Raw genomic sequence first — 23,520 nt, 5'->3', positions numbered from 1 at the left:
TCGCCGTCTGCGCGCAGCCCACCTGCTCCTCACCCGCAACGCCGGACAAGCACGAACTCCTCGCAGCGGCATTGGACTCCTCCCACAAACGTGGACTCGGTGACCTGCTGGACCAGCACGCGCCTGACATCTGCCTCCTCGAACGCCGTGAAATGCACGACACCCTTTTCAGCTGGAGCACCACACGCCTTCCCGGCACGGTGTTCACCGACCACGTGGACTCCCCGGAGGTTCTCGTGCGAGACCTCATTCACGAGGCCGGACACCATTGGTTCAACGACGCCCTGACTGCGGCATCGGTGTCATCTCCGGAGAGTCCTTCCTTCTATTCGCCGTGGCAAAAGAAAAATACAATACGTCCCGCATTCGAATTTCTCCACGCCTGCTGGGCGTTTTCCCTCACCGCCATCTACAGCGCCCAGGTGGTCGACGCGACCCCTTCTCCGGTGCAGGGCTTTCTGCGCGACTACCTAACCGACCAGGGCCGCCACCTACGGGACGCTCTGTCGGCCCTGGCCGATGCCGTCACCCTCATCACGAGCGTGCCCCTGCGCGACCAGCTGTCGAAGGCAGTGGACGCCGCCCTGCGATGCACACCTGGAGCAGTCCATCTGCTCCCCGCCCAGTAGCGGGTGCTCACCGGAAGTCGCAGGTCAGGGCACGAATTCCGCATTGGTGATCGCATGGTGGTCGCAGTCGGCCATCCAGACGTGAAATCTGTAGCCTCGCGGGCTGATCGAAAAGTCAGGACCGCAGGAGGCAGGCGAGAATGCGCAGTTCGGGGCGGCGGCGGGGCCGGGTCTACCGTCGGTGCGGATGCCGTGACGCGGATCGCCGTCAGCTCGGCGCCGGATGCCCGCGCCTGGTCGAGGAGGGGCACGGCACGTGGACCTTCGCCGTCGACATCCCGTCCTTCAACGGCCGCCGGCGTACCGTGCGCCGCGGCGGCTTCGAGGACGCCTTCGCCGCCGAGAGCGCGCTGCGGCGCTTCCTCGAAGGACGCCAGCTGGGGTTCGACGCCGACCCGCACGAGACGGTGGCCGCCTACCTGACCAAGTGGCTGAAGTCGATGGAGTTCCTGCTCAAGCCCACCACGTACGCCCGCTACCGCACCTATGTGCTCTGCGAGTTGATCCCCGTGTTCGGCAAGCTGCGCCTGGAGGAGCTCGCCCACGACCACATCGCCGCCTACGCGCACGAGCAGCTCGAGTCCGGCCGCGGACGCCAGGCCGTCTACCACTGCCTGGCCACGCTCTCCAGCGCCCTGGGGACCGCCGTCCGCACCCACCGGCTCCCCTTCAACGCGGCCCAGCCCCTGCCCATGCGCCGGCCCCGCGCCGACGAGCGAGTGCCCTGGAGCGCGGAGCAGGCCGTCGACTTCCTCACCCACTGCCGAAACGTCGACCCCGCCTTCGCCGACCTCTTCGAGACCATCATCGGCACCGGGCTACGGCTGGGAGAGGCACTCGGGCTTCAACGTCCCTGCGTTCGGATCGACGACCGCGTCATGTACATCCGCCACACCCTCTCCGCGATCGACAACCACGAACTCGTCCTGACCGCACCGAAGACGAAGAAGAGCCGCAACTGGGTACCCCTGTCGGAGCGCGTCGCCGCAGCCCTCCAATGCGCCATGGCCAGAAGCACCGCCACCATCAACGGCCACGTCTTCCAGGGCGCGGACGGCAAGCCCCTCCACCCGGCCGCGGTCCGCCGGCGCTTCCACGAACTGCGCAAGCAGGCCGGACTTCCCCATGTCACCATCCACGACCTGCGACACCTCGCCGCCACCCTCGCCCTGGAAGGCAACGTCCCCATGGCCATCATCTCCAAGACCCTGCGGCACTCCACCCTGTCGACCACCGCGAACATCTACAGCCACCTCACCTGGGACGTCGCCATGGCCGCAGTCCACACCATCGAAGACAGACTCCGCCTCGTCGAGGCCCGCACGCATGGCGTTGACGCCCTCGCCCCCAGCGGCGCTGCACCGACCCCGCTCTTCAGCCACGCCGCCTGACGGCTACGCAGTCGCGCGCTACACCAGGGGCACGCAAAACACCGGGCAGCCGGTCCACAGCTGACGTCTCCTCAAGCCACCGCCCACAAGCGGATGCCCCGAGTCTCACAGGCATGCCTGCCCACAGAAGGATCAACGCCACTCCGACGCCGAACCAAGCCCGAACGACCCGCCAGCCGCGCTCATCTCGCCTACCGAGGAGAGAACGTCGCCCCAAGGCGCTCACGAGCGTAGGACGTGCCCTCGGAGCACGACGTTAACGAGCGTTCACGACCACACTGCGACCACCACAGCAAAAAGGCCGTCTCCGCTGTTCAGCGAAAACGGCCTCCGACCTGCGAAAACGCTGGTCGGGACGACAGGATTTGAACCTGCGACCCCTTGACCCCCAGCATGCCGGGTTCTCCCATTGCCGCCTGAATTGCGCTCACACACACGTCGTGCGTGTGCAGATGAGTGCGTTTCGCGCGCCTTGTGCGGCAGCGCGCATGACGTGTGGTCCCCAGCTGGTCCCCAGGTCAGGGGCTTGACGGAGGGTCCGGGTGGCGTTCATGCCTCCAGGGTAGCGCCACTCCGGCCGCGAGTCCAGACATTCCTGCGGATCACCCAGGAAGTCACCTAATAGGGATTATTCATCGCGGAGTTCAATCAATCTGGCCCGAGCCGAACGTCAGCCAGAAATGGCCGCATCAAATCCAGGGCCCATCCATTTCTTTTGGCCTGACCGAAATACTTGGGGCTAGCTGCGGCATGTTCTGGAGGCCGGCCCGAGACCCGCCGCCGCCACACCATGCGTGCTCCGGGTTGTACGAGCCCGACAAGCCACGGCAGGCCAGCAGACGTGGCCCTCCCGGCCCGCAGCCACTCGTCGCGCAACGACTCCTTGTGGACCGATACCGCGCGATCAAGCAGCCCTACCCACTATCTGGACAGCGTGACCATTGTCGCGGCGTGTCGCCAGCGCGTGTCCCGGCAGCCACACACCGCCTCTGGTGGTTCTCCGCTTTCGCCATCTGTCGGTACGTCAGAATTACTAGGTGCCAAGGGCACGCAGGAACCGACATCGGAGGTACAGCGCATGACGCGCTACAGCGTCGACCTCGACCAGCATCAACTGGTCGCCTCGTGGGGCACCGGCGAGGGCGACCTCTCCACCCGCATCGCCGTGCTGCCGGACGGCGCGGACACCTCTGTGCTGCTGGCTCTGGCCCGCTCCCTCACCCAGCTCTCGGCCGCCGCCTGGCGCACCTACACCCACCCGGCCAGCGCGGCCGACTCCCTCGAACCCAACAGCGAGGGATGGCGCCGCGAGAAGGAACGCGAAGCCTTCGGCGAGGTACCCGGCGCGATCGCCGAGCCGCACCTGCCCCACGGCGGAGCGATGATGGTCTCCTACAGCGCACTGGTCGAATCCGCCCACCGCGTCGGACGCGCCCTGCACGACCTCGACGACGAAGCCCTGGTGAAGGCGGTTCTAGCCGAGGCCGCCTTCGAACTCGCCGCGGTGGAGAACGCCGAACTCGGCGACCTCACCAGCCGCGCCCAGCAGGCCGTGCTCCTCAGCCGCGAGGACGCCTCCCCCGTCCAGGTCGCCGCCGCCGACCGGCTCCTTCAGCAGGACCCCTTCGGCCCGGCCGAGCTGTTCTCGGCCGTTGACCCGACCGCGGCCGCCGTCGCCGCGGCGCACTGGCTCGCCGCCGCAGCCGAGGTCGCCGCCGAATCCTCCGGCGAGCACCCCACCCAGGTGGTCCTCGAAGCCGACAACATCGAGTCCCTGCCCCACGAGACCCCCACTCTCGTCCTCGGCCTCATCGAGGACGGCGCCACCCCGCACGAGGCCGTCACCAAACTCGTCCGCCACGCCATGCACATCACCGACGGCCTCCTGCTCGACCCCGTCGCCCTGCGCGACCAACTGGAGGACTTCGAGGAGACCGTCGCCGAACACACCGGCGAGGACGACCCCGACCTCGACGACGTCGCCGTCCGCCTGACCCCGCTCGACCCCAAACGCCCAGCCCGCGACCTCCTCGAAGACCTCCTCGCCGGCATCCACGGCTGCTGGCTCCTGCACAGCGATTCCGGCGAAGACGACGAGGATGACGAAGACCTTGGCGACGCCGAGGACTGGGACGACGAACAGGCCGAGGAGCACCAGCGGCGCAGCCACGAGCGCTTCGCCCGGCTCGTACGCGAAACCGCCGCCGCGAACCGCGACCGCCTCATCTGACCAGGGCCGCGGAACGGGAAGCTACGAGTCTCCGGCAGCCACGGATACGGGAGGTGGTTCGTGATCGGTGCCGGCTCGCTCAATGCCGCCGAGCCTACTGCTGCGCTGTAGGCGGTGCCCTACCAGTTAACTGGTAGGGGCCGGAGCAGCTTCACCCTGCCCGCTGGTCGAACTGGTGGACGCCGCCCGGAGAAGGACCAGCGCGGCCAGCAGCACCATCGCCACTTGGTGGCGCGGGGGAAGCACCTCCCACAGGTCGTGCGCGATGGAGTTTCGGAGGTTGGGGCCTGCGGCCGGGTCAGAGAGCAGCAGTAGCAAGCTCGGGGCCCACTCGCTCCCAGCCAGACCGGGGGACTGGGCCAGCGCGCGGAGGAGCCCTCCGAGTTGGGTAACACCGCCGGCGGATTCGCCCTTGGCCAGGGTGATCACCGGCTCGTACTGCTGGAGGTAGCGACGCAGGATGCCTTCGACCAAGGGGACGGCAACGAGCGGGGCGACTTCGTCGTGCTCCCAGTAGAACCGGAAGGCGCGGGCGAGCAGCCTGGCGTGCTCAGGGGGAAGGGCCGCCGGGTGGGTGAGCAGTGCCGTCATCTCCCTGGTGCTGGGCTCGAAGCGCTCCCAGAGCCGGTCCAGTTGGCGGCTAATCAGGAGGCCGGTGAGTTCGAGGTGGAGGACACGGCGGGTGTGTCCGGGGTCCTCTGGCTGCCCGGTGCTGTGGACGAGGACCGGTCCGGCCACGTTGATCCGGTTCGTGTCGAGGCGCAGGAAGCCCTGTTCGTGATCCTCGGCCGTCTGCTGGGTCCGTGAAGGCGCCGGGTGGCCGGCGATGCGCTGGACAGCGTCTTGCAGGTCCCCGGCCTCGTCGATGTACGTGTCGGCGGCCGCGAAGAGTTCCTCCGGAAGGCCGGCGTCGAAGCGGATCTTCTGGAGCTCCAGGTCCTCGCGGGAGATCGCCTGCTGCCGCATGCGGATGTCTGTGTACAGGTCGGTGAGGCCCTTGTCCCGGGCGTGCACGGCGGCCTCAGTGAGCAGCATCAGCTTCGCGACGCCGGTGACCTTGTCGGCCGCGTCGGTGTAGGTGGAGGCGATGGTGCGGTTGATCCGCTCGACTCCGCCGGGGTCGTCCTTGGTGGCGGTGGCGAGGTCGCGCAGGAAGGACGCCCGGGCGTGGGGGTCGCGCTGGTAGTGCTCGGCCGCGCGCTCCGCGACGGGCAGGGCGTGCGCATGCCACTTGGGCCGTTCCACGAGCGGATCGATCAGGACGCCTACGACGCCGGGTCCATCGTCGTCCCGGTCCATCTCCGCGTTGGCCTTCTCGACCATCGTCGTGGCGATGCCCACGGCGGAGGGGAGGTTCATCGAGAGGGCGAGTTCGAATGCGCGCACCAGCGCGTTCGCCGCGCGCAGTCTACCGCTCGACACCTGGGGGGCTGCCTCGAACCAGTCCGCCGACTCGGCGTAGGCATCGACCGCCGCGCGGAGGTGTTCGCTCCTGGGGCGGCCGGAGCTGACGGCCTGCAGGAGGTCGTGGAGGCGGCCCCGGACACCCGGGTGGTCGGCGGCTTCGGCGTACGCGGCCCAGATCTCGGTCGTCCGCCCGCTGATTTCGGAGAGTTCACGGGGCCACGGCTGGGGTCCGGATCCCATGTACTGGCCGACGAAGGTGCCGTCGGCGCGCAGGTGGAACAGGCATCCGGCCCGGAGCGCCTCGATGTGCTCCTCGTCGAGTTTGCCGGCCTCTTCCTTCGCCGCGGCACCCAGCGCCGCAGAGATGTCTGAGTACAGGACGAAGCCTTGGGAGGCCGCGTTGAGAGCAGCCAGCGTCGCACTGTCGATCATGGTCGTGATTCCCTCTCCGGGAGGTCTCCCGGGGGCCGGGCGCGGACGCGGGAACCGCGTCGCTGGCGACTGGTACTCAACGCAGCCTAGCGATGGAAGTCGCACGGGTTATTTCATTTTTCCTGGGAGGACTAATGTTTGATGTTGCGTCAGATACGGTCGCCCTCTGCAGCAGTGCGGCTGGGGCGCACGAAGTACGCCGTCGAAGGGGAAGTGATGGCTCAGCCCACAGCAGTGGTGGTCGCGGTGTCCGAGATGGCAGTGGTCCGGGCCCTGGAGCTGGTCGGCAATCGCCTCATGGGCGGGAATGGCCGGAGCGGCCGGGGCACCCTGCAGCGCATGGTCGCCTGGGACCGGCACTCGCTCTTCCGCGTGACCGGTGAGAAGGCGGACAAGCTACTCAGCGGCGTCTGGGAGGCTCCGACGCAGCTTGGCGTGCCCGAGGAACTGCTGCAGGTGCTGGACACCTACGTCCGGCTACTCCTGGCGTCCGGACACTCCCTGCACCGCCCCGACCTGGTGAAGGTGCTGTCGCAGATGCCCCATCAGGTCATCCTGCCGTGGGAGGCCGCTGGGGTCCCCACGGAACCCGCCGTGCCGTAGCGGGTACTGGACCGCACGCCATCGTCTCCCGTTCCGTCGTTCCGCCTCGGAGGTTCCGAGCTGCACCGACTACCCCTACGATCAACGGGCATGGACTCAGCACCGCCTTCCGGCGCTCCCGCCAGGCGCACGCCGATCAGCCCTCACCCGCTGCGGCGTGCGCTGTTCGACACTTCGGCGCTGACGTCGGACGTGATCGCCGCCGCCAAGCGCGGCCAGCCCTCTTCCCTCGAAGCGGCCGCCGCGAAGGGCACCGTTCGCGCATACATCCCCGCGCACGTTCTCGAAGAGGTTCCCCGGGTCCTGGGCGACCGGAGCACCGAGGGCGGAGCGTTCGACTTGAAGCTGGTCCTGCGGATCTGGCGCGAGCGCTACCTGCCGCACCTGTACGTGGTGACGGCCGACGGCCTGCCGATGACCCCCGAGGCTGCGGTCCTCGAACGGGAGGACCCGTCCGACACAGCCATGCTTCTGCTCGCCGGCGTCATCGCCCCGGTCGTGATCATCGCCGAAGACAAGGACCTGCTGCGCAGCAAGCTCGCGTACGAGGACTGGCGCAAGCTCCGTGCGGCGCTGGGCAAGGTCGGCGTCGTGGAGGGCAAGACCCGCGACTACACCGAGACAGCCGCCACGCTTGTGACTTTGACCGGGTATGGCGTCGCCGGCATCGCCCGAATCGTGGCGAAGGCCCCGGCGCTCGCGGTCGGCACCGCCACAGCCGCGACCCTCGCCACTGCCCTCTACCTGCGGCGGCACCCGAAGGTACCCCCGGGAGCAGAGCGAGCCGGATTGTGGCGCGCATTGTGGGACGACCTCGAACCCAAGCTGACCGAAGCGTTCGACCGGCACAGCCAGGGCGAACAACTGTGGAGCGAGGCGGAACGGGGAACCCCCGGCGAGAGCCTGCTGCACCGCGTGGCCCGCCTGCTCGCCGAGGCACCCGAGCCGCTGACCCGCACCCGAATAGTCGAGGAGATCGGCACCGGCGGTAGCGGACACAGGGCGCGGATGGCCGAAGTCCTCGACGTCCTGACCCGTTACCCGGCCTTCTGCGAAATCCGACGCGGCCACTGGCAGCTCGGCCGACGCGGCACCATCGACTGAGGATCGGCTCAACCGTCGAGCCAGCGGCTCGCCACCCTGGCCTTCACGGAGAATTCGTCACGCAGCGTAATAATCCGGCGGCTTCTCCACCCCATCTCCCGCCCCGCCAACCTCGCCGCTTATGTGATATGCGCAACATTCACTGGACGATGGAGATCTATGCATGTAGCTTGGCCCGCTCGCTGATCATGGGCCGCTGCGTGAGGGGGATTGTTGCTGCAGGTGTTCCGGGTGACGGATGGGGCAGTTCGTAGGATCGAGGGCGGGGCGGCGGAGCTGGAGCGCCACCTGCAGGTGCTGATCGAGGCCAACATGCCGGAGATGCTCGGGATGCGGTTCCTGGCGCACGAGTACTCGACCGGGCCCGTTCATCGGGGGCGAATCGACACCCTGGCTCTGGACGAGGACGGCTCGCCCGTGATCGTGGAGTTTACCGACCGCAGGTAGTCCTGCCCGTGATGTCCGTCTGGGACTGTGACCAGCACGTCCCAGGCTTGTTTACCGACCGTGTCCGGGACGTCTGTCATGTTCTGGAGTCGGTACGGAGGACGAGTGGCACGGCACGTGGTGGTCGGGGACTTGCGGGTCCAGCAGATCGAGCGGAAGGACGGGCGGCGGTCGTGGACGATCGTGTGGCCCGAGGGGACGGTGCACACGGAGGCGGACCGGTTCCTGCGTCAGCATGATGGTTCGGGAACGCAGAGGACGTACGCGTATCTGCTGGTGGACCATCTGCGGTGGCTGGAGCGGGAGTGCCTGGCCTTCGCCGCAGTCCAACTGCGGGACCTGGAACGGTACATGGGCATGGTCGGTGCCGAGGTCCGCATGCCGCTCGGAGAGCCGTGGCGGGTCGGCAAGCGCCCCTACGGCCGCTCCGCGCTGTCGACCGCGGCGGCTTGCCTGAAGGGCTTCTATCTACATCAGTCCTCCCTCGGCATCAACGGCGAACTCGGCAAGAAGCTCGACAAGTCGCGGCTGCCGTCGCGGGTGGACCGGCGCCGTTCGTTCCTCGGGCACGTGAAGTCGTCGCTGCCCACAAACCCGCTGGCGCCGAAGGGGCCGCACCGCCGGCATCCGAAGATGCTCCCGGACGGCGCCCGGGAAAGGCTGCTGGAGACGGTGAACGCCGCCCGGGACCGGCTGGTGGTCACCTGGCTCGCCGACGGCGGGCTTCGCATCGGCGAGCTGTGCGGACTCCACCTGGTCGACCTGCACCTGCGCGAGAACGCGGCCTGCGGCGAGTGCCGCGCCCCTCACCTGCACGTCTGCCACCGGCCCGGCAATCCGAACCGGGCCGAAGCCAAAAGCAAGCACCCCTGGCGGGTCGAGCACGGCATCGTGACCGGCGGGCTGATAAAACGGGTCAGCCCCGCGATGGTGCACACCTACTTCGAGTACGTCACCACCGAGTACCCGCGCGGCGCCGGGCACGGCATGCTCCTGGTCCAGCTGCACGGCGCCGATACCGGACAGCCGTGGGCGCCGGTCGGGGCCCGGCGGATGCTCGGCCGGGCCGGGAAGCGCGCCGGTCTGGGGCTGGTGAAACCCCATGCCTTCCGGCACTCGTTCACGTCCGCGGTTCTCGACGCCGCCGACGGCAACACGCTGATCGCCCGAGACGCCGGCGGCTGGGCGTCGGCCGCGATGGTGGATGAGGTCTACGGACACGTCGATGTCCACGACCCGGTCTTCGACGCTGCCCTGCGCACGGTCTGGGGTGAGACGAAGTGACGGCGCCATCGCTGCTGCCGCAGCAGGACGCCCGCACGCAACGGGACCGGTTGGAGGTGCTCACCGCGCTGATCAACGGGCCCGAGTTCGACCCGGTGCTGTGCGGCGGGGTGCTGAAGATCCCGCCGCTGCACCCGGTCTATCCGTGGAGCTGCACGGTCGTCGACTGCGAGCGGCCCCGCTGGCGGCGCTATGCGATGTGCTCGGTGCACGCCGAGCAGTGGCAGGAGGCGGAGGCGCGCGGCATGAACCGGGCTCAGTTCCTGCGGACCGCGGAACCGCTGCCGGCCACGGAGATGCCGGAGGCGATGATGTGCCGGATCTGCCCGCAGCGGCCGGCGTTCAGCCTGCAGCTGGTGCTGTGCTTCCGGCACCGCAACCGGTGGCTGAGCCACCTGAAACGGCACCCCGGTGGGGACGAGGCGGAGTTCGAGCGGTGGCTGGCCGACCAGCCGGCGCTGCCGGGCTACGGTGAGTGCCACGCGGACGTGTGCGACGAACTGGCCGCCTCGCCGCTGGGGTTGTGCGGTGCGCACGAGCGCGGCTACATCCGGGCCGCGCGGCCGGGAGGGGCGACGTTGCCGAAGAACTTCTTCGCCACCTACGAGCGCGGTGATCGGCCTGTCCCGGTGACCTGCCAGGACGAAGTCGCTTTCCGTGCCTGGTGCCGCGCACAGCTGCCGGTGCACCGCACCGGAACGGTCAACCTGCGCGGGCTGCGGCCCCTGCTGCGGGCGGAGTTGCAGTGGGGCATGTATGTCCACGGCCTGCAACCCGTCGCCGTGTGGCACCTGACGTGGGTGCAGTCGCTCGCGGACGAATGCCAGCGCCGCGACGTGGACTCCCTGGCCGGCCTGGATGCGTCCGTCTTTCGCCGCGCCTACCACCAGCGCATGGTCCAGGAGATGCAACAGGCTCTGCGGAAGATCTACTTCACCCCCTCCGAGACCCGGGATGCCGGCTACATCGAGACCGAGCACTTCGGGGTCCGCTTCCCCCACCGCTCCAGCTACGTCGACCTGACCTGCATCACCCAGCGGTGGCTGCGCGACCTGTTGTGGGACCACATCGCCGACGTTCTGCGCTCGCCCACCTGCCCGCGCAGCGCCCAGCCGGTGGACTTCTTGCGCCGCGCTGCCGCCGAACTGTCCGCGTTCTTGGAGGCCGAGGCACCCGGCGGTGGCCACGACCCGACCGTGCTGCGCGGCGAGCACATTCACCGCTTCGTCGCGGACCTGCGCGACCGCGAACGCCTCGGGCTGGCCTTCCGAGGCCAGGCCCGCCTGGACGGCAAGAAGGCGAAGGTCACCGAGAACTCGCGCCGCATGGTGTTCAACTACGGCCGCTCCCTGCTGCGCGGCGCGCTGGACAGCGGCAGCGCCGAGAGAATCGGCCTGGACCGCGCCTTCATAGCGGCCATGCCGGTCGGCGGTCCGGGCACGCCCCGCAGCCGCAACCCCTTCCCCGACGAAGTCGCCCGGGCGCTTGCGGACGAGGCCAACCTGCAGCGGCTCGCCTCCGGCCACGACCCTCACGACCGCGGCCTGAGGGACATGTGGGAGACCATCATCGTCACCGGCCGACGCGCCAACGAGGTCATCCAGCTCCGCCTGGACTGCGTCGGCCGCTACGGCGGGCTGCCTCTGCTCTGGCACGACCAGACCAAGGTCGGCAACCTGAACGCGGCCGTCCGTATCCCCGACCATCTCCTGGACCGGCTCGAAGAACGCCGCCGCAAGACCCTGGCCCACTTCGCCGACCGGCACGCCGGCCGCCCGCCCACTGCTGCCGAGCGCACCCACCTGGCGCTGTTCCCCACTGACATCCTCAATCCCGACGGCCGCCGCGCCCTGTCCTACACCTGGTTCCACACCGGCTTCCGCAGCTGGCTCGCCGACCTCGATCTCGGCGGTCACTACGTCGCGCACCAGGCCCGGCACACGCTGGCCACCCGGCTGCTACGGCACGGCGCGACCCTGAGCCACATCCGCCGCTACCTCGGCCACGTATCCGACCGCATGGCCGAGCACTACGTTCACCTGACCCAGTCGGACCTGGAGAACGTCCTCCAGCACGTGTGGGTCGCCGGCCCCGGCACCACGCATCCCGGCGAACTCCTCACCAGCGACACCACCCCGCTCACCCACGAGCAGGCCCAGGCCCTGGCAATCGACCTCTCTCGCCGCAGCACCCCCGCCGAGGGCGGATTCTGCACCTTCCAGCCCGTTGTCAACGGTGGCGCCTGCCCCTTCAACCTCGACTGCCACAACTGCGACAAGTTCGTCCTCTCGGGCGCCGATCTCCTCTACTGGCGGCGCAAGCGCGAGCAGTGGCGGCTGCTGGCCGAGCGCGCCCCCGACGACGCCACCGCCGACTACCTCCACCGCTACTTCGAGCCCACTGCCCGTGCCATCGACGGCTTGGAGAAGGCCCTGGCCGGCCTCGGCCTCCTCGACGACGCCCTCGCCCTGGACCTGCGCAAACCCCAGGACTACTTCCACCGCGTGTGGTCCACCGCCTTCCGCGCCACCGACCTCGCCGACGCTGGCGTCGAGGACAAGAGCGAGTAGAGCGATACGTGCTCAGCCGAGAACACCGACCCCGAACAGGACATCGCATGACCACCGCCCACACACCGCGCACGACCGCGGCCCTGGCGGCCCGCCGCCAGAAGACCGGTGCCGCCCTTCAGCGCGTTCACGACGCCATCGCTCGATTGCGGCGCGAGAAGGCCCAGGTCAGCGTCGCCGCCGTCGCCCGCCGCGCGGACGTCTCGCGCACCTTCCTCTATGACAACCCCGATGCCCGGGCCGCCATCGCTTCGGCGATGACGAAGGCCGGCGAACGACGATCGGGGATGCTCGTCGAAAAGGACGACGAACGCGAGGCAACCTGGCGCGAACGCGCGCTGAACGCAGAGGATGTTCTCAAGGCCGCCCACGCCGAAATCCGCACCCAGCGCACCAGCATCGGCGAACTCATCGGCCAGATCCGCGACTTGGAAGCAGAGTGGACCGAGGCGGCCATCCAACGGATCACCACCGAGAACACCACCCTCAAGCAACGGGTCCGGCAGCTCACCGCCGACAACCGCCACCTCGACGAACGCCTCCAAGCCGCCCGTTCCAACCTCCGCTTCCAGGACCGCCGCATCGCGGACCTCGAAGCCCGGCTCGCCGAACCAGGGGCAGGGGTAGGGGCAGAGATAGGAACATGATCCTGCCCCGGTGAACACGGCTTCGGGGAACAATGGCGCAGGTTACCTTCGTGACGGATGGGGGTGCCTATCAGAGAACAACGGAAGGCACCTCCCTCGTCACGCGGATTCCGCCTCCGCTGCGGCCTGGCGGGCCAGTCGGCGCGCTTCGGGAAGGGCTTCGGGCGTCGTCAGAGGAAGACGCACCGCATGGGCATTGTCGGCTTGGACGTTGCGCGCGGCAGCGAAGCTACAGCCGTCCGCGGCGTGGCCGGGAAGACGGAAGTCCAGGTATGTACGGTCCGGACGTACGTAGCAGTAAGCGCCCACCCTGCGCGGCCCCGGAACGTACAGCTTCACATAGCTGGTCTTCTCAGTACCGAGTTCGGCGACGGCACCGTGATCGCGAACTTCCGTTTCTACGAACGAGATGAAGAGGTCGGCGTGCTGGGAGGGGGCACGCGTGCGCAGCAGGGTGAGCACGTCGCGATCCAGTACAGGTTCGGTCCGCACCTCTGCCGCCTGCGAAGTGCTGTGCAGACTGAAATCGGCCCCGTGAGCGGCCAACGCATCAATCAGCGCGGGCAGTTCCTCGGGGCGCGCGTGAATGCTCACCTTGATCACCGAATCGGCTCCTTCATCTCGTACGGCTACCTTGCGGCAGCCAACCGAGAGCAGCATAGGGGAAGCAGATGACCAACTGTCAACAGTGCGCGGACTGCTGTTCGTTTACTCTTCGGGTCCGCTGCAGCTGCGATCACCAGGGTTGTCTGTCGTGTCCGATATCGCGTCATGTGCGCACCGTTCTACGGCCAGGCGGGCGGAGCCGCCATTCAACAGGCCGCCGTGACGCCGGTCGCCGCTCAGGCTTCGACGGCACACGCTTGTGGTTCAGTGCCACTGAGTAGCCACCCTGATGGACGGGCCCTCCCCGGAGAGGCCCCGGACGGGGTACGGTAACGACTCAGACTCGGCGTCACGGACATGTAGTCTATGTATCGACGCAGTTCAGAGCCGGTCTCCAAGCTCCTGCGGTCGGTAAAGTCGAATACAAGCGGACCGGCAGCGCCAGCGTGCTTTCGCAGGGCCTCTTCTACCTCGCCTGGCTGGTGGAGCACCGGGACGAGTTCGAGGCGCTCGTGGCGCAGCGGCTGGGCGAGGATGCCGGCCGCACTGTCGACTGGAGCAACCCGCGGATCGTCTGCGTGGCGACCGAGTTCACTCGCTACGACACCGTGGCTGCCGGCATGTCGCACCATCGGGTCGATCTCCTGGTGTACCGGCAGTACGCGCAGGACCTCGTGACGCTGGAGTTGGTGGCCTCGGTTGCAGGGGGCTGCGGCACCCGGGCGGCTCGGGTGGGTTCGTCGAACCGCCCGGAGAGCACTGTGCGAAAGGGGGTCCGCCAGTCGCTGGACTCGGCGTCGCCCGAGCTTCAGAGGCTGTTCTCCGAGTTGGAGGAGCGGCTACTGGACCTTGGTGAGGGCACGTGCGTCGAGCTTCAGCACTACGTGGCGTTCCGCCGCCGCCGGAACTTCGCGTGTGTGCGCGTAACCCGCGAGGCTCTGGTCGTGGTGCTGGCCGTGGACCCCTCGACTGTCCGTCTGGCCCCGGGGTTCACTCGTGACCTGCGCGGTGTTGGTCATCTTGGCACCGGCGATCTGGAGGTGCGGATCGCCTCGGCGGCCGAGTTGGACAGAGCCGAGCCGCTCTTTGCCGCGAGTTTCGCTGCGGCGGCCTGACGGACGAGGGCGGGCCGGACAACTCGATGTCCGGCCCGCCCTCATGTAGGCAGGTTAGCTCGTGCAGTGCCCGTCAGCGTCGGCGTGCCGGCGTGCGCGTGGTTCCGGTGACCGTCTCTCGATCGCTGGACAGCGCCGGGGCTGATGCCCGTCGGCTGCTGGCGGCGAGCACGCGGGGCGATGTGCTGGCCTTCGGTGGGTCGTGGAGGACGTAGCCGAAGTCCGCGTGCGCGATGTACAGCGTGTCGGCGACGGTGATGTCCTCCAGCTTCTTCAGGTGGGCCATATAGGCGGGGATCCGGTCGTCCAAGGGGCCTGCTCCGGGCGGAAGTTCGTTGGCCCTGGCGATGACGTGCGCCATCTGGATCTCGACGAAGAGCTGCCAGTCACGGTGGTCGAGGCCGGCCAGCGAGCACGTCTCAGCAGCGACTTTGGCGAGCGCCTTGGCGATCGGGACGGTGCCGGGCTTCCACACGTCCGAGGTCTCCTGCCCGGTGAAGCGCAGTTCCGCGATCTGCAGGCCGGTGTACACCGCGGCGCCCAGCAGCTCACGCAGCTCGTTGTCGTGCAGCCACGAGGTGCGATCCGCGGGGGTGAGAGGGAGGCGGGGTGAGGTGGTCGAGGCGGTGAGGATCGGTACTGCGGTGGCAGCCTGCTGGGCCTGGGTGATGAGGGCCACGAGCCGGTCCGGCTCCTGGTGGTCGAGTTCACGCAGCAGTGGTGGCAGGCGGCCGTCGAGGGCTTGGTGGATCGCCGGGTCTGCGGCGTGGGCGATGAGGAACAGGGCGTCGGCTTCGACGGCGTGGGCCAGGGCCTGGTCGCCGTGGCTGTGGTGTTCGGCAGCGACGGTGATGGCGTCGGCGAGCGTGCGTCGGCCGGCCAGGTGACGTACGTCGTGGAGAAGGTCTCGGACGACAGCGCGCCCGTGGGGGTAGATGTCGAGAGGGCGGCCCGACGAGGTGGTGGGGGTCCGAGGCATCGGTTGCTCTGTGCTCAGCGGGTTGGCCGGGGTGCGGTGGTGGGTGGGTTCTGACGGGCGGTGGGGATTTCGGTGAGCGGGCCGTGGCGGGTCGCTGAGCTTCGGGCTGCGCGTGCTCGCGGTGCCGTGTGCGGGGCGGCGTCGGCCCTGCGCGGTTCGGCCTGGGCACGCACGTATTCGGCTGTCTCGGTGAACCGGCGCCATGCGTAGTCGGTTCGGTCGGCGGCCCAGCTCGATGCTCGGGCGGTCAGGGCGGGGGCGAGCGTTGCGACCTCGTCGGCGGGGGCGGCGCCCCAGGCCAGTAGGGCGCCGTCGCTCGACCACAGGTCGAGGTACCACTCGCTGCCGAGGGGGAACGCCTTGACGTGGCCTTGGTCGGGCTCCTCCTGGTAGTGCCACAGGGTGCGGTGGAGCGGCTGCCAGCCGGGGCCGACGAACTCGGGGGGCCGGTTCTCTTCGTTGGGACGCGCGCCGCGGTTGGCGACGGTGAACAGGTCGTGCAGCGGCCCGTCGTTGAGCGCTGCCTGGACCAGGCCGAGCACTTCGGTGGCCTCCAGCCCTTCTCGGCCGTCGAGGACGCCGACGACGTTGCGCAGGGTGCGCAGGGTGTGGCGGGCATTACCCGGGTCTATCCACTCCTCGGGTGGGTCCTGGTCCGCCAGACCGGACTTGACCCTCACGGCCGCCGACCGGAGGTCTTCCAGTTGCCGGGCTCCGGGACGATCGGGCAACTGCGATATCCGGTAGGCGAGTTCTGCGTACGGGCGCATGTGCTGGCGGACGAGGTGGAGGGCGTAGCGGTCGGCGCCCTCGCGGAAGTCGGCGACTGCTGCGGTGCGTACGGCCGCGTCGTGGCCGCGGAGCGAGGTGAGTACGGTCATGTACCGGTCGTGGGTGTCGATCTGTTCGCGCAGGACGCGCTCGTACGCCTCGTTCAGCACGTCCAGGTCGGACAGCTCCGCTGTCTGGCGGTCGCCGTAGCGCTCGGCGCTGGCGCGCAGTTCGGCGACGCGGTCGGCCGCCGCCTTGCCCCAGGGCCCGGTCATGGTGTCCGCCTGCGGGGTACGGGCGTCTGCGTCCGGGACGCCTCGGCGAAGAGGGGACCGTTGGCGGTGACCCCCTTGCCGTCGAGGGGCCGTCGGCGGGCGGCGGCGGCGCGGTCGCCCGCGGAGTCGGCGGGCCGCCACTCCAGGGGGACGATGTCCATGTCCGCCCGGTGTTCCTGCGGGATCTGGCGGGCGAGTCGGGTCACGGGCTCGGTGTTGGTGAGCGCGGCGGCGACAGCGGTCAGCATCGGGCGGGGTACTCGGTCGGCCATCTCGATGTACCAGCCCGGGCCCCCGGGCTGGAGGTCGCCTCCGCTGATCACCCAGTGGGGGTTGGCGCCGTCGGCGAGTGCGGACGCGCTGGTGGCGCGTTCGACCGAGGCCGTCTCGTCGCTGGCGTTCCAGATGATGTAGCCGGGCACGTTGTCCATGAACCAGCCGGCCTCGGTCAGGGGCTCAAGACCGCCGGACAGTGCGGGGTAGCGCAGGTCAGCCGGTGCGGCGGCCTGGGTGGCGGCGAGTGCCTGGTGTATCGCGGCTGTGATCTCGGCGGGAGTCCGCACGTCGGCGGTGATATGCCAGAGCTGGTCTCCGGATGCCGGGTCGGTGTAGGCCGTGTTCCAGCTCGTGCCAGCTGGCGCGTGGACCGCGGTGGTGCGGATACGGCCGCAGGGGCTGAGGTAGACGTCCCCGGACGCGATCTCAACGCGGCTCCACCCGGCGGCCAGCAGCGGGGCAGCCGGGCTGGTGGCCGTGGTGTGGCCGGGCCCGGCAAGGTAGGCGGGAGCTGCGGAGACCAGTGCCGGGGGCTGGGGCATGCCCGGCGCGAAGAGGTCGCCGACCGAGTCGTGAACTGCGGTGAAACGTCGGCAGATCTCGTCGTAGGCGGGCTGTACGACGTGGTCGGGATGCTCGTCCCAGAACCGCTTGACGGTCTCCTCGCTGGCGCGGCTTGCGATCGGCTCTCCGTGGAACCCTTCCAGGATCCCGGAGGGGTCGTCGGTGGTGGCGATCATGTAGGCCGCGATGGTGCCGGCCGCAGCGTAGAGGTCGTCGTTGGTGAAGCGCAGGTCCGCGATGGGCACGGCCGGCACGTTCCCGCGGGTGAGGTACTGCCACACCCGTCCGGTGGCGTCGTCGTGCAGGCCGAGCAGACGATGGCTGTACCGGGCGGCGTCCGCGACGAGGTCGAGGGTGAGCATGGCGGCCAGTTGCTGCTGTTCCGGGGGGAGTTGGCCCCAGGTGGTGGCCGGGCCGGGGCCCGTTTCGGTGCTGGGCAGCGGCTGGTCGGCCAGCTCGTCGAGAACCTCCCCCACTGTCAGGTGTCCGTCCGCGGCGGCCAGCAACCTGGCCAGCGAGTGGGCTGCGGCGCGGGTGAGGTCCTCGTCGGTGTAGGGCGGTGGCACCGGCACGAGACCGTCCTCGATCACGGTGTAGCCGAGGTGGGCGAGCAGGTGCTCGTCCATCAAGTCCGCATCGCGCCGCAGCGGGGCCGGGTCGACCAAGGTGCGCACGAAGGCGTTGGTCACCAGCGCGGGCGTGTCCGCGGTGAACAGCGCCTGCCAGTAGGGGTCGCCGACTTCCTCGGGGCCGACGAGGACGGCCAACGCGCAGTTGCCCATGAGGTCCAGGGGGTCGGCGCCGCGCCGCAGTTCGGCACGTACGAGGTAGTCGGGTGACCAGACGCTCCGGACACCGTGGGGTTCCCCGAGGTCGCGCCAGCCTGCGGCGACAAGCGCGTCGAGGAAGGCGTCGCCGTCGAACGCACCTTCCTGGAGTGCCGGATGCTCCGCGCCCGTCCAGTCGGTCCGGGGCAGCGCAACGTGGAGCGCCTCGGTGACAGCGGCGACCATCTCTTCCGGGGTGTCCTTGGAGAACGCAGCCATCCACTGGGGTGGACCGAGCGGCTCGCGGGCGGCGGTGATCCGCCACCACGCGCCCGGGTCGAGCTGGCCCATCCCGATGCGGAACCGGTGGTCGGGGCTGCTGACGAAGGTCTGGTCGAGTTCGCGGTTGTAGTCGTGCCGCCAGTCGAAGGCGAGGACCGCGCGGGCGACGGGGTTGGTCTCGCTGCCGGTTCCGGCGAGGTAGCGGGGTGAGACGTCGAGGAGGGTGTTCGGCTCAGGCTCGGTGGTGATCGGACGGGTTCCTTTCGGGGTCAGCGGTGGCGCGGTGAGGCGGTCGGACTCGGTGCTGGCGCTACGGCGTCTCGGGATGTCGCCGACTGCGCGCCGGCTGCTCGACCGGTGCCACGGGATCGGGCGGCGGCGGCCCGGGCTGACGGCGGTGGTTGTGCGAGGTCGTCGATGTGGTGCTGCAGCGGTCCGGCGGCCGACGCGAGATTGCGCTGCGCCGCGGCAAGGGCGGCCTGGAAGCGTTCGGCGGCATCCGCGTGGTCCGGAGTGTGAGTGGGGACGGCGAGGTTCTCGGTGCGCGCCAGGACCGGGCCCAGAGAGCGGATCACTGACTGGCGCATCTCCTTGAGCAGTCCGGCCTGCTGGCTGTGTCCGTTCAGCTCCAGTTCCTGGATGTGGCCGTTTGTGCTCACGATCGAGTCGAACAGGAGGCTCATGTGGTCCACGGCCAGTTCCTGGTCCCAGTGGGCGGGGTCGAACATCTGCAGGCTCTCCTGCAGTTCGTCTTGGATGTGTTCCAGGTCCTTGGTCGCGAGGTAGATCACGAGGTCAGCAGGGTCTGCGGGGATGCGGTCGTCCGGGTAGGCGTCACGCAGCGCGGCGATGTCGGCTTCGCTGTACATGGTTGCGGTTCCTCAACGGTGGTGGGCGAGAGAGTGCGACGGTGCAGTCGGAGAGACGCTCGGAAAAGGACCGCTGACTACGGCCTTTGCACCAGGTCCGGCTGCTGCGAGGGCCGGGCTTGCCCCGGCTGCCGCGGCTGCGCGCCGGACGGGCGCCGGGGAGAGCGGCTCGACGGTCAGCCTGGCCTTCATTGCCTCGCCGAGGTAGGTGCTGTTGCGCAGCAGCGGCTCCGGGCTGGCGGCGGCGGTGGTGAAGGCCGTCAGGATCCGGACCGGTGTGTTGGCCGTGAACCGGGCGTCCCAACTCGTCTGCGAGTCGGCCGTGTTGCAACTGACGTGGAGGTAGGGGCTGTGCCAGGGGCCGTCCTGGTGCGGCGGGGGTTCGGTGAGGCGAAGGCGCGCGGTGGCGAAGCCGTCGGGTGAGGTGAAGGTGTACCGGCTGGCGGTGACGGTCTCCGACCAGTCCTGCTGGGCGAAGGGGAACAGGACCCGCAGGCCGGAGCCGCCGCGGGTGAACACCCGCTCGTCGTCTTGGGCCAAGGCGGCGGCGACCTCGTCGAGGGCTGCGGCGACCAGTTCCGGCGGGGTCTGCCAGCTGAAGGTGATGTGCCAGTCCGCAAGGCCGCCGGAGTAGGGGTCGCTGCGGGCCACGACCTGCCAGGGGTCGTCGAAGTCGTTGCGGAACCCCAGCCGGATCCGCTCACAGGGCGAGACGAACGGGGTGAAGCACTCGCCGGTGCTGCGGGACGTGGGATGGGTGTACCAGCCGTACGCCTCCGGGATCGCTTCCAGGATGGTGTCGATACCGTGCTCGGCACCGGCCAGGTGCCGCGGGGCGACGTGGACCATGTGGTCCTCGTCGTACCAGTTCTGCCCTCGGATGAGGTCGTCGGTGAAGATGCGGGGGGTCAGGGATCGTGCCTTTCGCGGTGGGTCGAGCTGCGTGGCGGCTGGTGCCGGTGCTCGGTCAACGCTCGCGCGGTCGACGTGGCTTGGCCTCGGGCATCGGCACGGGCTGGTCCGCAGGGCCGGCAGCGGCCTCGCGCTGGGGGCGGGTGCGGCGGTCGATGCGGGCGGCGTCGGCGCGTGCTGCACCGGCCGGGTTGGTCTGCGGCAGAGGGGCGTCGGGGTGGCGCGTCCAGTCGTAGGCGTGCTCCACACTGGCGAAGTGCCCCAGGCGGAGGGTGAACGTCTCGCTGTCCTTCTCCCGGTGGCCGACGAAGACGGCCACCGGGAGAGCCGGGTCGGGGGCCTCGCTGTCGAGGGCGATCACCCACGTGGTGTACGGCGGGCCAATCGTGAATGCCGAATCGTGGATGTCGAACCGGGTTCCGGAATGGCGCAGCATGGCCTCGGCTGCCTCGGTCTGGGCGTCGGCCGGCTCGAACTCGCTGGGGCGCACACGTTCTCGCAGCCGATCAGGATCAGCTCCCCGGGAGATGAGCCATGCTTCGGCCAATTCCGGCATGGCTACGTCGCGCACGGTGGCTCGCACCGACCCCGCGCTCTGGTCCAGCTCCAGGTGCACGCCGAGGTAGAACGGCTTGCCCTGTTCTGCCATCTGCTCATCGTGCGCGAGGTAGAAGTGGTCCGAGCGGCCTGGACGCTGGCCGGGCTGGTCGTAGCTGGCCAGGGTGATGCAGGGGTCGTCCCAGTCGGCAAGGCGGGCGAGGACGCGCTCGGTGTTCTCGTCGGCCGGCGTCAGCTCGTCGAGGTCCAGGTCGGAGACGATGTCGGTGAACGGGGCGTAGTACAGCAAGGTCTCCAGGTCGAGGTGGTGGCGTTCGCCCCAGGGCTGGGGGCTTTGACGCGCGTGAGGGGCAGGCTCCTGGTCGGGGTTGAGCCAGATCGCGGGCAGGTTCAGCGCTTCTTCGTGGCAGCTGCGGCGTCGCGCTGCACGGCGGCCGGGGCCGAGACGACGTTGGCGCTGCCAGGGCCGGCGGCTGATGCGGCTGGGCTGGCGGTGCGAGCGGCAGCTGCCCGGGCGGAGGCCGCGGTGTTCGGGCCGGTGAGGTACGGGAGGACTGCGGGGTCGAGGTCTTCCTGGTAGCGCTCGACAGGTGCCGTGGTGATCAGCGAGCGGGTGGCCGCGGCGACCAGGTGCATCGGAGCGTCGCGGGTGAACTTCGCCTCCCAGCGGTCGGCGCCGCCCTTCGGACCGCCCCACATGGTGATCGGCTCGGCGTAGGGGCCGAACTCCTCGTCCTGCCACGCCTCGGGGTACCGCTGGATGGACAGTCCGGCAAGCCCCGCGTGCTCGCCCTTCGGCGTGATGCGGGTGTGCGTGCCAGTGACCTCCTTGTCCCATCCGGCCTGTTCCAGGAGGCGAGCGGCCTCCGCGATGTGGATGCTGCGGCTCTGGGTGAGCTGGTCTGGGAGGTTTTCGAGGGTGTCGGCCAGGGTCTCGAAGAAGGCCGCGACGATCTCCGGCGGGGTGTTCCCGTCGAAGGCGGCGAACCAGGAGGGTTCCTCCATCGGCTCTCGGCTCACCCGGACCTGCCACGGGGACATGTAGTCGCCCATGAACGCGACGTCCACTCGCCCACAAGGGCTGTGGATGAACGTGTTGCCCGCGTCGAGGTCCTGGTGGATGGGCCAGCCCCGCTTCTTGTAGAGGACTTCGAGGGCCTGGTCCGTGTTGAGGCCCGGTCCGGCGAGGTAGCGGGGGGCTACCGGGATCGGCTGGTCGGTCTGCGTGGGGCGCTCCTCGGGTGGGTGTCGAAAGGTCAGCGGGACGGACCGCGATCGGGGCCGTCGCGGTGCGGCCCGGCTGCTGGCGGCCCGGTGGGTGAGGGGGGCGCGTTCAGGGCCCGTGAAGGCTTGGTCCGGGCGGCGTCGGCTCGGGCGTCGGGTTTCGGCGTGGACTGGCTGACTGCTTCGGCCAGCATGCGGCGCAGGTCGGACATGGTTTCGGCGGCGAAGGCAAGCTTGTCGCGCAGGCCGTCGGTGGCGCCTTCGGCCCAGGGGCCTTGGGCACGCAGCGCGGTCGCGGTGCGGTCGATGACGCCGTCCTCGCCGACGAGCACGTCGAGGATCCTGGCGGCCTCCGCCAGGTCCGGGGCCCTTCCCAGGTGGAACTCGACGCTGTAGATCTCGCGTTCCAGGTCGGTCTTGGCGTCGGTCGGCATCCGGCCGCCGGTTCGGGCGACGTAGCGGACATCGGCCTGCACGCCGAGGGACTCGTCGAGCGCGACCTGGTACCCGGAGTGGGTGAGCAGCCGTGCGGCCTCGGTGGCCAGGCAGACCTTCTCGAGTTCGTCGTGCCCGTCGGCGAGCTGGTACTGCCTGACCCCCTCGGCGGGCACGCGGGCGAATCCGAGGATGCCCACCAGGAAGTCGAGGTGTCCGTCGCCGCCGGCGATGAACACCTCGTCGGTCTCACTGCGGGTGATGGCGACCACGTTGGGGCCTTGGGTCCGGTTCATCGGCTCCTCCTCGCCGGGTCGGTCGGCGTGTAGGCGAGCGCGGTTCCTGAGACAGCGGCGCCGATGACGGGAACCCCGCCGCCGGAGGTCGCACTGGCGGCCCGGCTGCGGCGTGCCTCAATGTGCACGTGAGCGCGGTTGGCTTCCGGGACCTGTCCGAACTCGCGGTCGGCGGGCAGCGGTTCGACCACCTCGTCCAGGGCCGCGATGATCAGGGCGGTGGGCGTGTGCTGGGTGAACGTGGCGCTCCACCAGTGCTGCTCGCGGTCGCTGCCGCTGGGACCGCCGGACAGCGTGGTGACGGTTTCCGCCGGGCCAGGTGCCCACGGGTCGTGCGACGCCGGCGTGATCGCCGCGGTCCCGTCCGCCCGCCTCCACTGGCGTGAGTCGACGGCCTGCTCCCACGGCACGTCCGCGCCTTCCACGGCGTGGCGGACGGCGTCCTCGTAGGGGTGGCCGCCCCACAGCAGGTCTTCGCCGGCCAGCCGCGACGGGGAGTCGAGCGCGGCGGTCAACCGCTGGGCGACGGCCATCACGATCTCAACGGGTGTCCGGGTGCAGAAGGTCGCCTGCCAGGCGAGTTCGTCCACCGGCGACTGGTAGGAGGCGATGGTCCAGCGGGGATTCTCGGTGGTCTCGTGGTCGAGTTCGATGACGGCGGTGAGGCGCTCGTGCAGGGCGAGGGTGGTCTCGTCGTACGGGCGCCATCGGCTCCAGGTCTGGCAGCTCTCGAAGAAGTCCTCGAAGGCGGCCTCCGCGTTGCCCGGTCCGGCCAGGTGCCCGGGGGTGACGCGGACGGGGGTGTCGGGGTTCATTCACGCTCCGTCCGGGGGGAGTTGGCCGGGCC

At 69.5% G+C, this 23,520-nt stretch carries 21 protein-coding genes; 10 read left to right on the top strand and 11 right to left on the bottom strand.

What is annotated here, in order from left to right:
• Window positions 1-71: 71 nt before the first annotated feature.
• From OU787_RS26020 to OU787_RS26010, 3 genes are all read left to right on the top strand, one after another.
• Entirely contained in the window at window positions 72-629 is a 558-nt protein-coding gene (locus tag OU787_RS26020; protein WP_268660738.1) for an aKG-HExxH-type peptide beta-hydroxylase, read from the top strand.
• 140 nt (window positions 630-769) lie between these two features.
• Window positions 770-2,020, top strand: a complete 1,251-nt coding sequence (locus tag OU787_RS26015) for a tyrosine-type recombinase/integrase (protein WP_268660737.1) — start codon at window positions 770-772, stop codon at window positions 2,018-2,020.
• 1,078 nt (window positions 2,021-3,098) lie between these two features.
• Window positions 3,099-4,250 carry a hypothetical protein gene (locus OU787_RS26010; RefSeq protein ID WP_268660736.1) on the top strand — a complete coding sequence of 384 codons (1,152 nt, stop codon included), beginning with the start codon at window positions 3,099-3,101 and terminating at the stop codon, window positions 4,248-4,250.
• Between the two features lie 126 nt (window positions 4,251-4,376).
• Here the strand turns inward: OU787_RS26010 and OU787_RS26005 are convergent, their stop codons facing one another.
• Window positions 4,377-6,089 carry a DUF7380 domain-containing protein gene (locus OU787_RS26005; RefSeq protein WP_268660735.1) on the bottom strand — a complete coding sequence of 571 codons (1,713 nt, stop codon included), beginning with the start codon at window positions 6,087-6,089 and terminating at the stop codon, window positions 4,377-4,379.
• 141 nt (window positions 6,090-6,230) lie between these two features.
• Here OU787_RS26005 and OU787_RS26000 point away from each other — a divergent pair, with 141 nt between their 5' ends.
• The 6 genes from OU787_RS26000 to OU787_RS25975 all read left to right on the top strand — a co-directional run bounded on the left by OU787_RS26000 (window position 6,231) and on the right by OU787_RS25975 (window position 12,744).
• A complete protein-coding gene (locus OU787_RS26000) occupies window positions 6,231-6,692 on the top strand; it encodes a hypothetical protein (RefSeq protein WP_268660734.1) in 462 nt (153 codons plus the stop codon).
• 90 nt (window positions 6,693-6,782) lie between these two features.
• Window positions 6,783-7,796, top strand: a complete 1,014-nt coding sequence (locus OU787_RS25995; RefSeq protein WP_268660733.1) for a hypothetical protein — start codon at window positions 6,783-6,785, stop codon at window positions 7,794-7,796.
• Between the two features lie 231 nt (window positions 7,797-8,027).
• Complete coding sequence (locus OU787_RS25990; RefSeq protein ID WP_442788556.1) at window positions 8,028-8,243, top strand: hypothetical protein; 216 nt, start codon at window positions 8,028-8,030, stop codon at window positions 8,241-8,243.
• Between the two features lie 105 nt (window positions 8,244-8,348).
• Window positions 8,349-9,527 carry a tyrosine-type recombinase/integrase gene (locus OU787_RS25985; RefSeq protein ID WP_268660732.1) on the top strand — a complete coding sequence of 393 codons (1,179 nt, stop codon included), beginning with the start codon at window positions 8,349-8,351 and terminating at the stop codon, window positions 9,525-9,527.
• Window positions 9,524-12,097, top strand: a complete 2,574-nt coding sequence (locus OU787_RS25980) for a tyrosine-type recombinase/integrase (protein ID WP_268660731.1) — start codon at window positions 9,524-9,526, stop codon at window positions 12,095-12,097. The genes OU787_RS25985 and OU787_RS25980 overlap by 4 nt, the downstream gene beginning before the upstream one ends.
• A 47-nt stretch (window positions 12,098-12,144) precedes the next feature.
• Window positions 12,145-12,744 (top strand): DUF6262 family protein, encoded by a 600-nt coding sequence (locus OU787_RS25975; RefSeq protein ID WP_268660730.1) that lies wholly within the window; start codon window positions 12,145-12,147, stop codon window positions 12,742-12,744.
• A gap of 99 nt (window positions 12,745-12,843) precedes the next feature.
• Here OU787_RS25975 and OU787_RS25970 read toward each other — a convergent pair whose 3' ends face one another.
• On the bottom strand, window positions 12,844-13,347 hold the full coding sequence (locus tag OU787_RS25970) for a hypothetical protein (protein WP_268660729.1): 504 nt from the start codon (window positions 13,345-13,347) through the stop codon (window positions 12,844-12,846).
• Between the two features lie 449 nt (window positions 13,348-13,796).
• Here OU787_RS25970 and OU787_RS25965 point away from each other — a divergent pair, with 449 nt between their 5' ends.
• Window positions 13,797-14,465 carry a DUF5655 domain-containing protein gene (locus OU787_RS25965; RefSeq protein WP_268660728.1) on the top strand — a complete coding sequence of 223 codons (669 nt, stop codon included), beginning with the start codon at window positions 13,797-13,799 and terminating at the stop codon, window positions 14,463-14,465.
• Window positions 14,466-14,538: 73 nt separating this feature from the next.
• Here OU787_RS25965 and OU787_RS25960 read toward each other — a convergent pair whose 3' ends face one another.
• From OU787_RS25960 to OU787_RS25920, 9 genes are all read right to left on the bottom strand, one after another.
• The gene (locus OU787_RS25960; protein ID WP_268660727.1) at window positions 14,539-15,444 is read right to left on the bottom strand and encodes a hypothetical protein; all 906 of its coding nucleotides are present in this window, start codon (window positions 15,442-15,444) and stop codon (window positions 14,539-14,541) included.
• Window positions 15,445-15,458: 14 nt separating this feature from the next.
• Window positions 15,459-16,490 (bottom strand): hypothetical protein, encoded by a 1,032-nt coding sequence (locus OU787_RS25955; RefSeq protein WP_268660726.1) that lies wholly within the window; start codon window positions 16,488-16,490, stop codon window positions 15,459-15,461.
• A complete protein-coding gene (locus tag OU787_RS25950; RefSeq protein ID WP_268661927.1) occupies window positions 16,487-18,628 on the bottom strand; it encodes a DUF317 domain-containing protein in 2,142 nt (713 codons plus the stop codon). Before OU787_RS25950 ends, OU787_RS25955 begins: the two co-directional genes overlap by 4 nt.
• Window positions 18,629-18,648: 20 nt before the next feature.
• The gene (locus OU787_RS25945) at window positions 18,649-19,248 is read right to left on the bottom strand and encodes a hypothetical protein (protein ID WP_268660725.1); all 600 of its coding nucleotides are present in this window, start codon (window positions 19,246-19,248) and stop codon (window positions 18,649-18,651) included.
• Window positions 19,249-19,260: 12 nt separating this feature from the next.
• Window positions 19,261-20,097: a DUF317 domain-containing protein gene (locus OU787_RS25940; RefSeq protein WP_268660724.1), complete on the bottom strand. Its 837-nt coding sequence runs from the start codon at window positions 20,095-20,097 to the stop codon at window positions 19,261-19,263.
• 118 nt (window positions 20,098-20,215) lie between these two features.
• Entirely contained in the window at window positions 20,216-21,007 is a 792-nt protein-coding gene (locus tag OU787_RS25935; protein ID WP_030458436.1) for a hypothetical protein, read from the bottom strand.
• A 101-nt stretch (window positions 21,008-21,108) separates the two neighbouring features.
• Window positions 21,109-21,807: a DUF317 domain-containing protein gene (locus OU787_RS25930; protein ID WP_268661926.1), complete on the bottom strand. Its 699-nt coding sequence runs from the start codon at window positions 21,805-21,807 to the stop codon at window positions 21,109-21,111.
• Window positions 21,808-21,974: 167 nt separating this feature from the next.
• Complete coding sequence (locus tag OU787_RS25925) at window positions 21,975-22,673, bottom strand: hypothetical protein (protein WP_268660723.1); 699 nt, start codon at window positions 22,671-22,673, stop codon at window positions 21,975-21,977.
• Complete coding sequence (locus OU787_RS25920) at window positions 22,670-23,488, bottom strand: DUF317 domain-containing protein (RefSeq protein ID WP_268660722.1); 819 nt, start codon at window positions 23,486-23,488, stop codon at window positions 22,670-22,672. The genes OU787_RS25925 and OU787_RS25920 overlap by 4 nt, the downstream gene beginning before the upstream one ends.
• Between the last annotated feature and the right edge of the window lie 32 nt (window positions 23,489-23,520).

It is taken from the genome of Kitasatospora sp. YST-16 (genome assembly GCF_026802215.1).
In the GTDB taxonomy this organism is placed as follows: Bacteria; Actinomycetota; Actinomycetes; order Streptomycetales; family Streptomycetaceae; genus Kitasatospora; species Kitasatospora cineracea.
Note: the sequence above shows the minus strand (reverse complement) of the source record. Positions and strands in the feature narration are given on the sequence as shown.

Excerpts from the sequence above, each read along its gene's own strand:
- OU787_RS25925 (WP_268660723.1), bottom strand. The coding sequence starts at position 22,673 with ATGAACCGGACCCAAGGCCCCAACGTGGTCGCCATCACCCGCAGTGAG.
- OU787_RS25995 (WP_268660733.1), top strand. The coding sequence starts at position 6,783 with ATGGACTCAGCACCGCCTTCCGGCGCTCCCGCCAGGCGCACGCCGATC.
- OU787_RS25975 (WP_268660730.1), top strand. The coding sequence starts at position 12,145 with ATGACCACCGCCCACACACCGCGCACGACCGCGGCCCTGGCGGCCCGC.
- OU787_RS25920 (WP_268660722.1), bottom strand. The coding sequence starts at position 23,488 with ATGAACCCCGACACCCCCGTCCGCGTCACCCCCGGGCACCTGGCCGGA.
- OU787_RS25955 (WP_268660726.1), bottom strand. The coding sequence starts at position 16,490 with ATGACCGGGCCCTGGGGCAAGGCGGCGGCCGACCGCGTCGCCGAACTG.
- OU787_RS26010 (WP_268660736.1), top strand. The coding sequence starts at position 3,099 with ATGACGCGCTACAGCGTCGACCTCGACCAGCATCAACTGGTCGCCTCG.
- OU787_RS25960 (WP_268660727.1), bottom strand. The coding sequence starts at position 15,444 with ATGCCTCGGACCCCCACCACCTCGTCGGGCCGCCCTCTCGACATCTAC.
- OU787_RS26000 (WP_268660734.1), top strand. The coding sequence starts at position 6,231 with ATGTTGCGTCAGATACGGTCGCCCTCTGCAGCAGTGCGGCTGGGGCGC.
- OU787_RS26005 (WP_268660735.1), bottom strand. The coding sequence starts at position 6,089 with ATGATCGACAGTGCGACGCTGGCTGCTCTCAACGCGGCCTCCCAAGGC.
- OU787_RS25945 (WP_268660725.1), bottom strand. The coding sequence starts at position 19,248 with ATGTACAGCGAAGCCGACATCGCCGCGCTGCGTGACGCCTACCCGGAC.
- OU787_RS26015 (WP_268660737.1), top strand. The coding sequence starts at position 770 with ATGCGCAGTTCGGGGCGGCGGCGGGGCCGGGTCTACCGTCGGTGCGGA.
- OU787_RS25940 (WP_268660724.1), bottom strand. The coding sequence starts at position 20,097 with ATGGTCCACGTCGCCCCGCGGCACCTGGCCGGTGCCGAGCACGGTATC.